The organism is Streptomyces sp. NPDC002779 (genome assembly GCF_042888685.1).
Taxonomy (GTDB): Bacteria; Actinomycetota; Actinomycetes; order Streptomycetales; family Streptomycetaceae; genus Streptomyces.
Map to the genome: position 1 here is coordinate 429,868 of NZ_JBIAQC010000002.1, position 11,235 is coordinate 441,102.

8 protein-coding genes are annotated in these 11,235 nt (G+C 71.5%); 4 read left to right on the forward strand and 4 right to left on the reverse strand.

The features are described 5' to 3' along the window. The first annotated feature begins 35 nt into the window (after positions 1-35). Together ACFYW5_RS07595 and ACFYW5_RS07600 are read left to right on the forward strand one after the other, a co-directional pair. Positions 36-1,808: a TIGR03767 family metallophosphoesterase gene (locus ACFYW5_RS07595; protein ID WP_389416017.1), complete on the forward strand. Its 1,773-nt coding sequence runs from the start codon at positions 36-38 to the stop codon at positions 1,806-1,808. A 134-nt stretch (positions 1,809-1,942) separates the two neighbouring features. After that, positions 1,943-3,085, forward strand: coding sequence for a serine hydrolase domain-containing protein (locus ACFYW5_RS07600; protein WP_389416018.1), 1,143 nt, complete (start codon positions 1,943-1,945; stop codon positions 3,083-3,085). 86 nt (positions 3,086-3,171) lie between these two features. Here the strand turns inward: ACFYW5_RS07600 and ACFYW5_RS07605 are convergent, their stop codons facing one another. Next, positions 3,172-4,233 (reverse strand): hypothetical protein, encoded by a 1,062-nt coding sequence (locus ACFYW5_RS07605; protein ID WP_389416019.1) that lies wholly within the window; start codon positions 4,231-4,233, stop codon positions 3,172-3,174. A 206-nt stretch (positions 4,234-4,439) separates the two neighbouring features. Continuing rightward, positions 4,440-7,016, reverse strand: a complete 2,577-nt coding sequence (gene pepN, locus ACFYW5_RS07610; protein ID WP_389416020.1) for an aminopeptidase N — start codon at positions 7,014-7,016, stop codon at positions 4,440-4,442. Positions 7,017-7,152: 136 nt separating this feature from the next. Here pepN and ACFYW5_RS07615 point away from each other — a divergent pair, with 136 nt between their 5' ends. After that, positions 7,153-7,803 carry a DsbA family protein gene (locus tag ACFYW5_RS07615; RefSeq protein WP_389416021.1) on the forward strand — a complete coding sequence of 217 codons (651 nt, stop codon included), beginning with the start codon at positions 7,153-7,155 and terminating at the stop codon, positions 7,801-7,803. 119 nt (positions 7,804-7,922) lie between these two features. On the opposite strand, the gene ACFYW5_RS07620 is transcribed toward ACFYW5_RS07615, so the two are convergent. Together ACFYW5_RS07620 and ACFYW5_RS07625 are read right to left on the reverse strand one after the other, a co-directional pair. Continuing rightward, on the reverse strand, positions 7,923-8,564 hold the full coding sequence (locus tag ACFYW5_RS07620; RefSeq protein ID WP_389416022.1) for a superoxide dismutase: 642 nt from the start codon (positions 8,562-8,564) through the stop codon (positions 7,923-7,925). A 192-nt stretch (positions 8,565-8,756) separates the two neighbouring features. Then, entirely contained in the window at positions 8,757-10,139 is a 1,383-nt protein-coding gene (locus ACFYW5_RS07625; protein WP_389416023.1) for an amino acid permease, read from the reverse strand. Positions 10,140-10,493: 354 nt separating this feature from the next. Between ACFYW5_RS07625 and ACFYW5_RS07630 the strand changes: the two genes are divergently transcribed. Further along, positions 10,494-11,075 carry a biotin transporter BioY gene (locus ACFYW5_RS07630; protein ID WP_389416024.1) on the forward strand — a complete coding sequence of 194 codons (582 nt, stop codon included), beginning with the start codon at positions 10,494-10,496 and terminating at the stop codon, positions 11,073-11,075. The last annotated feature ends 160 nt before the right edge of the window (positions 11,076-11,235 follow it).

The following is an 11,235-nucleotide window of genomic DNA, read 5'->3' on the forward strand; positions in this document are numbered from 1 at the left end:
CTGCCGACGCGTCACGCACTCGGGGAGACCGCGCCATGTCGCGCATACGCTCTGTCGCCAGCTCCGCGCTGGGCGTCCACCGCCGTACCGTCCTCGCCGCCGCCGGGGCGGTGTCCCTCTCCGCCGGAGTCGGCTACGCCCTGCGGCCCACCGACAGCCAGGCCGCCACCTCCGGCACCCCCGCGGCCGCCGCCGCCCAGGAGGCGCCGGTCGCCTCCGGGCGCCGGGCGCCCTTCCTGCCGCTCGCCCCCTACACCCGGGGCACCACCCTCGCGAGCGTCGCCGCCCCGCGCGGCACCTCCGGCTACCGCCGGCTCGCAGGCGGCCGCGGCTGGCCCCGGGTGGTCCGCGGCGAGCTGGCCGCCCCCAAGTCGGGCCGCGCCGACCGCCGTACGACGCTCGCCGCGTTCGTGCAACTCACCGACCTGCACATCATCGACGCCCAGCACCCGATGCGCCTGGAGTTCCTGCGCTCCACCGACGTGCACGCCTGGCGCCCGCAGGAGGCGCTGACCGTGCACGGCGCCGTCTCGCTGGTCGAGCGGGTCAACGCGCTGCGGGGCGCCCCCGTCACCGGCGCCCCGCTCCAGTTCGCCATGACCACCGGCGACAACACCGACAACAACGCCCGCACCGAGCTGGAGTGGTTCCTCACCGTGATGAGCGGCGGCCGGATCACCCCCAACTCCGGTGACCCCAGGCACTACGAGGGCGTCCTCAACAGCGGTCTCAAGCAGTACTGGCAGCCCGACTCGGCCGTCCGCGACGCCGACAAGCAGCTCGGCTTCCCGTACCTGGAGGGCTTCCTCGCCGCCGCCATGCGGGAGTTGCGCAGCCCCGGCCTGTCGATCCCCTGGTACTCCACGGTCGGCAACCACGACGCCATGCCGCTCGGCTGCTACGCCTCGCACCGCGACACCTGGCTCACCGACTTCGCCGTCGGCGGGAAGAAGCTGATGAGCCTGCCCGCGGCCGAGGCCAAGAAGCTCCAGGAAGCCCTGCGCAAGGCCAAGGACCCCGAGGGCGTGCAGTTCCGCGAGCTGCTCAAGGCGCACTCCCGGAACATGCGCTCGGTCACCGCGGACGAGCGGCGCGCGCCCTACACCCCGACCGAGTACATCAAGGCCCACCTCGACCCGGCGTTCCAGGGCGTCGGCCCGGCCGGGCACGGCTACTCCTCGGCGAACCTCGACGCGGGCACCCAGTACTACAGCTTCCGCATCGCCGACGACGTCATCGGCATCAGCCTGGACACCACCGACGCGGGCGGCCACTACGAGGGCTCCGTCGGCAGTGCCCAGCTGCGCTGGCTGGACCGGACGCTGCGGGACAACGCGGACTCGTACGCCATCGTCTTCAGCCACCACACCAGCAAGACGATGGACAACACCCGCCGCGACCCGGCCCGGCCGAACGAGCGGCGGCACAACGGCCAGGAGGTCATCGCCCTCCTCGCCGGCCACAGCAACGTCCTGGCCTGGGTCAACGGTCACATCCACCGCAACGCCATCACCCCGCACCCGGCACCCGGCGGGCGTTCCTTCTGGGAGATCTCCACCGCCTCGCACGTCGACTTCCCGCAGCTCGCCCGGGTCATCGAGCTGGCGGACAACAAGGACGGCACGATCTCCCTGTTCACCACCTGCGTGGAGGCCGCGGCCCCGCACCGCACGGACTTCGCCGACCTCTCCCAGACCGGCCTCGCCGCCCTCTACCGCGAGATCTCCTTCAACGCCCCCGGTGCCCGGACGGACCTCGCGGGAGGCGGCGCCGACCGGAACACCGAGCTGGTGCTCAAAAAGGGCTGATCAGATAAGGCTGCAGAAAAACGGCTGAGACTCACTCAACCGGCCCACTCACGCTCAACCATCCCCAACCGTCCCAGGTCTGCCCTTCGTACCGGCCCGGTGCACCGAGGCGCCGGGCGACGAAGGGGGAAGACATGACCACACGAGTACGGGCGATGCTGGTGGCGGCCACGGCCGTGGCGCTCTCGGCCGCCCTGGCGGGTCCCGCGGCCGCCCAGGGCGAGGGCGGCACTCACTCGGCCACCCGCGAGGCCATGAAGGCGGCGGTCAAGGACGGGGTGCCCGGGGTGACCGCCGGCGCGCGCACCGACGGCCGCACCTGGTCGGCCACGGCCGGCGTCGGCAACCTGCGGACCGGCAAGGCGCGGTCCGTGGACGACCGTTACCGCGTCGGCAGCATCACCAAGACCTTCGTCGCCACCGTGCTGCTCCAGCTGGAGGCGGAGGGCCGGTTGTCGCTGGACGACACGGTCGACACCTGGCTGCCGGGCCTGGTGGAGGGCAACGGCCACGACGGCCGCAGGATCACCCTTCGCCGGCTCCTCAACCACACCAGCGGCATCTTCAGCTACACCGACGACCAGACCTTCGTGGAGACGTACGTCCTCAAGGACGGCTTCTTCCGGCACCGCTACGACACCAAGGCGCCCGAGGACCTGGTCGCGATCGCCATGACCCACAAGCCGGACTTCGAGCCGGGCACGGACTGGTACTACTCCAACACCAACTACGTGCTGGCGGGCATGGTCATCGAGAAGGCCACGGGACGCGGGTACGGCGAGGAGATCCGCGACCGCATCCTCGCCCCGCTGGACCTGCGCGCCACCTCGGTCCCCGGCACCCGGGTCACCGTCCCGCAGCCCAGCAGCCGGGCGTACTCCAAGCTCGCCGAGTCGACGACGGGCCCGACGTACGACGTCACGAAGCTCAACCCCTCCCTGGCCTACGCGGCGGGCGAGATGATCTCCGACTCCGCCGACCTGAACCGCTTCTACACGGCCCTGCTGAAGGGCCGGCTGCTGCCGCCCGAGCAGCTGAAGGAGATGAAGACCACGGTCAGGGCCGAGGGCATGCCGAACGCCGGTTACGGCCTGGGCCTGATCGAACGCGAACTGTCCTGCGGCGTCACCGTCTGGGGCCACGGCGGCGGCATCCATGGCTCCTCCTCGGAGGCGGTGACCACGGCCGACGGCCGGCACGCCCTGTCGTTCAACTTCAACGGTGACTGGTCCGGGGACGCCGACGCGGTCCTGGAGGCGGAGTACTGCGGCGAGTAGACCACCGGGGGAGCGCATGAGGAGGGGCCGCCCGGCACGGCCCGGCGGCCCCTCCTCTCCCCTCCTGATGCCTCTCCGGTCCGTCACTACCGGGGCAGCACCACGACACAGGCGGCCGGGTCACGGTCCGCCGAGGCCATCAGCGCCGTGCGGACCACGGTCGCCTGCTGGTCCATGGCGTCCCTCAGCTTCTTGGGCGTGACGTACACGACCGTGATGCCGAGGCGCTCCAGGTGCTCGCGCTTGCGGGCGTACTCCGACCACAGCGCGTCCTCCTCTTGCCGATGGCCTTGCCGATGGCCTTGGCGCGGGGCGCGCGTGTCCAGTTCCAGCGCCACCGCGTGCTCCGGCCAGTACGCGTCCAAGCCGCCGAGGTGCGGGCCGCCGGGCAGGCGCAGGTCGATGTTCCACACCGGGTCGGGCAGGCCGTACTCGCGGACCATCGTGTACAGGCGGTCCTCCGCGATGGCCCGGCCCTCGGCGAGCAGGGAGTCCACGGCGTCCACGACATGCGGCCGGGACAGCAGCTTCGCCTGGCTCAACTCCTTCACCAGCGCCGCCGGTTCGCAGTGGCCGCCGCGGACGGCCTCGGTCAGCAGCCGGCGTACGGCGTCCGCGTCCGAGAGTCCGGCGACCGCGTCGGTCAGGGCGCGGGCAACCGGCGCCACGGGCAGGCCCGTGACCTCCTCGGGGGCCGGCAGGGCGGCCGTACGGACGATGCGGGCGCAGCCCGTCGAGCGGAGCCGGCGCAATCGGGGGACGAGGACGTCGATCGTGTCCAGGGCGGTGAGCGGAGGCGTCGCCGTGAAACCGTGCAGGGTGAGCGCCGCCAGGCCCGTGATCATCGACTCGGTGTACACCGGCCGGTGCGGCTCCGGCGCGCCCGGCTGCGGCGGCACCTGCACGTTCCGCTCCCGCGCCGCGTACAGCAGCACCGCGTGCAGCCGCTCCTCGCTGGTCGGGGGACCGGGGTGGAGCAGGTACACACCGGGGAGCACCTGCTGCCAGGGGCCGCCGGCCCGGCACTGCTCGGTGATCTCGGCGGCCGGGACTCCGTGCGCCCGCAGCTGCGCGGCCGTCAGCACGCGCCGCCGGACGTCGGAGAGCTGGTGGAGGGGGCGGGGGGAGAGCGGGGTGTTGTGGTTCATGACCGGGGAATGCCCGCGTCCGGTCCCCCTCTTAACCCCTGTTACACGCCCGTCGACAATTCCGGACAAGCTCGTCCTAAAGGACGGGTGTTCGGCTGCCGAGAAGGCACGGAAAACCCCTGGTCCGTTCGGGTGGGACCAGGGGTTACGGCTCCGTTTGCCCGAATTTCGTAACGGTCACGGACGCACTAAGCAGTGGCCAAAGGTCAGGCGTCGGCCGCCGCGTCGCACGCCTGACCGCGCAGCGCCCGCGCCAGATCGTCCCGCGCCTCCAGCACCAGCCGCCGCAGCGCGGGAGCGGCCTCCGGATGCGCCTGGAGCCAGGCGTCCGCCGCGTCCAGCGTCTCCCGCGACTCCTGCAGCGACGGGAACAGCCCCTGCACGACGATCATGCCGATCTGGATGGACCGCTCCTCCCACACCCGCTCGATCGCCGCGAAGTACTTCTCGGTGTACGGCGCCGTCAGCTCCCGCTGCGAGGGCCGGGCGAAGCCCGCGAGGGTCGCCTCCACCAGCGCGTTGGACAGCTGGTCCGACTCCACCACCTGCGCCCACGCCTGCGCCTTGACGGACGCCTGCGGACGCGCGGCGAGGCAGCGCACGTGGTGGCGCTTGCCGGACGCGGTGTCGTCCCGGGCGAGTTCGGCGGCCAGCTCCTCGTCGCCGACGACGTCATGGGCGGCGAGCGCGTCCAGGAACGCCCAGCGCAGCTCCTGGTCGACGTCCAGGCCGGGCAGGGTCACCGTGCCGTCCAGCAGCCCGGTCAGCATCTCGAAGGCGGGCGCCGCGTTCGCCACCCGGGCGAAGAACCGCGCCCACGCCAGCTGGTGCTCGCTGCCCGGCTCGGCGGTGGACAGGTGAAGCGCCGCGCTCTCGGTGAGCCGCTGGTCCGTCCGCTCGCGGTGGCCGGGGGCCGTGTAGTGCACCGCCGCCGACTCCGCCCACGCGTGCAGCATCTGGAGCACGCCGATGTCGGACTCCCGTGCCGCGAACCGCAGCACCAGGTCGATGAACTCCCGGGCGGGCAGCAGCGCGTCCCGCGTCATGTTCCACAGCGCCGACCAGCACAGGGCGCGGGCCAGCGGATCGGTCATGTCGCCCAGGCCCTGGCGAAGCGCCGCCAGCGAGGTCTCGTCGAACCGCGTCTTGCAGTACGTCAGGTCGTCGTCGTTGACCAGCACCAGCTCCGGCGCCTCGGCCCCGGCCAGTTCCGCCACGACCGTCCGCGGTCCTTCGACGTCCACCTCCGCCCGCGCGTACCGCCCCAGCACCCCGTCGGTACGGCGGTACAGGCCCACCGCGACCCGGTGCGGCCGCAGCTCGGGGTGGGACTCGGGCGCCTCCTGCACCACCGCCAGCTCCGCGACCCGGCCGTCCGGGTCCAGCAGCACCTGCGGGGTGAGGGAGTTGACCCCGGCCGTCTGCAGCCAGGACCGCGCCCAGGCGCCCATGTCCCGGCCGCTGGTCTCGCCGAGCACCGACAGCAGGTCGCCGAGCCGGGTGTTGCCGTAGGCGTGCCGCTTGAAGTAGCGGCGGGCGCCCTCCAGGAACGCGTCCTGGCCGACGTACGCCACGAGTTGCTTCAGCACGGAAGCGCCCTTGGCGTAGGTGATCCCGTCGAAGTTGAGCTTGGCGTCCTGCAGGTCGCGGATGTCCGCGGTGACCGGGTGCGTGGAGGGCAGCTGGTCGGCGCGGTACGCCCAGGCCTTGCGGCGGTTGGCGAAGGTGATCCAGCCGTCGGTGAAGCGGGTCGCGCCCACCGTCGCGAAGGAGCCCATGAAGTCGGCGAAGGACTCCTTCAGCCACAGGTCGTCCCACCACTCCATGGTGACCAGGTCGCCGAACCACATGTGCGCCATCTCGTGCAGGATGACGTTGGCCCGGCTCTCGTAGGACGCCTGGGTCACCTTGCCGCGGAAGATGTACTCCTCGCGGAAGGTGACGAGCCCCGGGTTCTCCATCGCGCCGAGGTTGTACTCGGGCACGAAGGCCTGGTCGTACTTCCCGAACGGGTACGGGTAGTCGAAGTGGTCGTGGAAGAAATCCAGGCCCTGCTTGGTCACCAGGAACACGTCGTCGGCGTCGAAGTGCGGCGCGAGACCCTTGCGGCACATCGCGCCGAGCGGGATCCGCAGCGTCGTACCGTCGTCGAAGGTGCGGGTGTAGGAGTCCGTCACATAGTGGTACGGGCCCGCCACCACGCAGGTGATGTACGTCGAGATCGGCTTGGTCTCCGCGAACCGCCACACCCCGTCGGTCTGCTTGCCCACGCCGTTGCTCCACACCGTCCACCCCTCGGGCGCCCGCACCTCGAAGCGGAACGGCGCCTTGAGGTCGGGCTGTTCGAAGCAGGCGTGGACGCGGCGGGAGTCGGCCGGCTCGTACTGGGTGTACAGGTACACCTCGCCGTCCTCGGGGTCGACGAAGCGGTGCAGGCCCTCGCCGGTACGGGAGTAGGCGCACTGCGCGTCGACGATCAGCTCGTTGTCGGCGGCGAGGTCCTCCAAGGTGATCCGGGAGCCGTCGAAGACCTCGCTCGGGTCGAGGTCCCGGCCGTTGAGCGACAGGGCGGTGACGCCCGGCGCGATCAGGTCGGCGAACGTGGTGGCGCCCGGCTCGGCGCAGCGGAAGCGGACGGTGGTGACCGAGCGGAAGGTGCGCGGCCCGTCCGCCGGCTCGTCGCCGACCGCGGAACGCAGGTCGAGGGACACGTCGTACCCGTCGACGGACAGCAGTGCGGCCCGTTCCCGGGCCTCGTCGCGGGTCAGGTTCTCACCGGGCACGGGTGGCGCTCCTCACGGCGTGTTCAGTATGCGGACAGGCCCGATCCTGCCATGGGCGCTCGGGCGGTGGCAGCCGGGAATGGGGGAGGCGGGGGCCGGTGTTGCGGCTGTCAAAGACCGCTTCCCTAGGAGAGCCATGTCCGAGACCGCGAAGACCCCTGTCGACTTCTGGTTCGATCCGCTGTGCCCCTGGGCCTGGATGACCTCCCGCTGGGTGCTGGAAGTGGAGAAGGTCCGCGACATCGAGGTCCGCTGGCACATCATGAGCCTGGCCGTGCTGAACGAGCCGAAGCTGGACGAACTGCCCGAGGAGTACCGCGACCTGCTGGAGACCAAGGCGTGGCAGCCGATCCGGGTGGTGACCGCGGCCTGGCAGAAGCACGGCTCCGAGATCCTCGGCCCGCTGTACACGGCGCTCGGCACCCGTATCCACAACGACGGCGAGGGCCCGACCCGGGAGGCTGTCGCCGGCGCCCTCGCCGATGTCGGTCTGCCGGCCGACCTGATCGACTACTTCGACCAGAAGGACTTCGAGTTCGACGCCGAGCTGCGCGCCTCCCACAAGGAGGGCATCGACAAGGTCGGCCAGGAGGTCGGCACTCCGGTGATCGCGCTGCCCGGTGACGACGGCGAGCAGATCGCCTTCTTCGGCCCGGTCGTCACCCCGGCTCCCAAGGGCGAGGAGGCCGCCCGCCTGTGGGACGGCACCCTCGCGGTGGCCTCGGTGCCCGGCTTCTACGAGATCAAGCGCACCCGCACCAAGGGCCCGGACTTCAGCAACCTGTAAGCCCGCCGCGCCGCGCACGGGAAGCCCCCGCGAGTCACGTCCTCGCGGGGGCTTCCGTCATTCCGCCCGCCTGCGTGAAGGGTGAGAAGACGATCACGAGGCGGGACGACCGAGGGGCGTCAGGACCCCAGCAGCAGTACGTCCGCGCGGGACGTGGCGGCCGTGTGACGCCGGGCCACGTCCTGCCAGTTGACGACCTGCCACATGGCCTCGATGAAGTCCACCTTCTGGTTCTTGTACTGCAGGTAGAAGGCGTGCTCCCAGGCGTCGAAGACGAGGATCGGCACCGAGCCCTGGCCGACGTTGCCCTGGTGGTCGTAGACCTGCTCCACGACCAGCCGCCCGCTCAGCGGTTCGTAGGCGAGGACGCCCCAGCCCGAACCCTGCGTGGTGGCGGCGGCCTTGGTCAGCTGGGCCTTGAAGCCCGCGAAGGAGCCGAACGACTCGGTGATGGCGTCCGCGAGGTCGCCCACGCCGTCCACCGCGAGTGGCTCGCCGCCGCCCTCGCTGGTCATGTTCTGCCAGTAGATCGAGTGCAGGATGTGCCCGGACAGATGGAAGGCCAGGTTCTTCTCCAGCCCGTTGATCGTCCCCCACTGCTCCTTGTCCCGCGCCTCGGCGAGCTGCTCCAGCGTGTCGTTGGCCCCCTTCACATACGCCGCGTGGTGCTTGTCGTGGTGCAGCTCGATGATCTCTGGGCTGATCACGGGAGCGAGCGCGGAGTAGTCGTACGGCAGTTCAGGAAGCGTGTAGACGGGCATGGGTGAAGTCCCCTCCGACCTCTTATTGCAAGTAGCTTGCAAGTGCAGGCTAGCAGCAGTAAGCGCGGAAGTGGGGGAGGCGGATGGCCCGCAGGCGGCCGAAAACGAGAACGGGCGCTCGGACCCGAGCACCCGTTCGTCGTCTACGACCGCGACCGGCTCGCCGCATGGGCAGCCGGAGCGGAGATCTGATCAGCCCTTGGCCGCCCGGGCCCGCTGCCACGCGTACCCCACGCCCGCCAGGAACAGGGTCATCGCACCGGTCGAGTACAGCTGCACGCGGGTGTCCGGCTCCCGCGCCATCAGCACGAAGATCGCCACCATGCCGGCCAGCGCGACCCAGGTCAGCACCGGGAACGCCCACATGCGCACCGTCAGCTTCTCGGGCTCCTCGCGCTCCAGGCGGGCCCGGAGCCGGAGCTGGGAGACGGCGATGAAGATCCACACCACCAGGATCACCGCGCCGATCATGTTCAGCAGCCACGGGAACACATCGTCCGGCCGCCAGTAGCTGAGCAGCACGCACACGAAGCCGAACACCGAGGAGGCGAGGACGGCGACGCGCGGCACACCGGAGCTCACCCGGCCGAGCGCCTTCGGGCCCTGCCCACGCTGGACCAGGGAGTACGCGATGCGCGAGGAGCCGTAGATGTTGGCGTTCATCGCCGACAGCAGCGCCACCAGCACCACCACGTTCATCAGCTGACCGGCGCCCGGGATGCCCAGCTCGTCGAGGGCCGCGACGTACGGGCCCTTCTCCACGACCGCCGCCGAGTCCCAGGGGACCAGCGTCACGATGACCGCCATCGAGCCGATGTAGAAGAGGGCGATGCGCCACATCGCGGTGCGCACCGCGCTCGCCACGCCCTTGACCGGGTTCTCCGACTCGGCGGCGGCGATGGTCACCGTCTCCATGCCGCCGTACGCGAAGACCGAGGCGAGCAGGCCGATGATCAGGCCCTCGCCGCCGTTGGGCAGGAAGTCGGTCAGGTTCGAGGTGCCCGGCGCGTCCGTGCCGGGCAGGACGCCGAAGATGGCCAGGCCGCCGAGGACCAGGAACAGGCTGATCGCACCGACCTTCAGGGCGGCGAACCAGAACTCGAACTCACCGAAGTTCTTCACCGCGGCCAGGTTCGCCCCGCAGAACACCACCATGAACAGCGCCACCCACGCCCACTCCGGCGTGCCCGGCAGCCAGCCGGTGACGATCTTCGCGGCACCGATGCCCTCCAGGCCGACCGCCGTGCAGAGCAGGACCCAGAAGGACCAGCCCGCGGTGAACCCGGCCCAGGGCCCGATCGCCCGCTCGGCGTGCGCCGAGAAGGAGCCGGAGGAGGGATACGCGGCGGACATCTCGCCGAGCATCCGCATCACCAGCATCACGAGGAGTCCGGAGAGGGCGTAGGCGACGACGATCGAGGGACCCGCGGCGGCGATACCGGCGCCGGAGCCGACGAACAGTCCGGCGCCGATGACACCCCCGAGGGCGATCATCGACAGATGGCGCTGCTTGAGGCCGTGGGAGAGGGAGACGCCGTCCTGCTGCGGCGGCGTCTCGACTGTGGTGCTGGGCATGGGCGCGGCTCGTCCAATGCAGAGGATGGGCAAAATCGCCCACAGTCTGGGGGCCGTGTCCGCTCAGGCGAAGGGGCCGCCCAGTATGCGGACAGGTACGCCACAGAGCGTACGGGACCCTTCACCGCCGAGGGATTGGGGGAACCCTACAGCCCCTCCCCGGTCCCCCTTCGTGACCCGCACGTCCTCACCTCAGTGACCGGCATCACGCCGTACCCCGTGTAACCGCTCCTCTTTGTGCAGAGCCCACCAAGGCGGTGATCCGGCCTTTGTCGACCAGTGACGGTGATCGGCTCCAGGCCCCTGGGATAGCGTCGCCGTGTCCCAGCCTGCCCCCACCTTCGCGGAGTCCCCATGAGCACCGCCGCTGTCGCCGCCCCCGCCCGCTCCGGACAGGTCCTCGCCGACCTGCTCCCCGCCTCCCGTGTCCGGGACATCGCACTCGTGGCCGGCGGCGCCGCGCTCACCGGTCTCGCCGCCCAGATCGCCGTGCCGGTGCCGGGCACCCCGGTCCCGGTGACCGGCCAGACCTTCGCCGCGCTGCTCGTCGGCACCGCGCTCGGCGCCCGCCGCGGTGTCGCGGCGCTGGCCCTGTACGCGCTGGCCGGCCTCGCGGGCATGCCGTGGTTCGCAGGCGGCAGCCACGGCTTCAGCGCCTCCTTCGGCTACATCCTCGGCATGCTCCTGGCCTCCGCCGCCGTCGGCGCCCTGGCCCGCCGCGGCGCCGACCGCTCGATGCCGCGCATGGCCGGCACGATGCTCCTCGGCGAGGCGATCATCTACGCCATCGGCGTCCCCTACCTGGCCTTCTCGGCCGACCTGTCCGCCTCCGCCGCCATCGCGGCCGGCCTCACGCCGTTCCTCATCGGCGACGCCCTGAAGGCGGCCCTGGCGATGGGCCTGCTGCCCACCGCCTGGAAGCTGCTCGACAAGTAGCCCTGCCGGAAGCATCTTTCGCCCCATCGGCCGGGGGGGGCGCCCCCCCCGGGGGGGGGGGGGCGCCCCCGGGGGGGGGGGGGGGGGGGGCCCCCCGCGGCCCCCCCCCCCCCCCCCGCCCCCCCCCCCCCCCCCCCCCCCCCCCCCCCCCCCCCCGTAC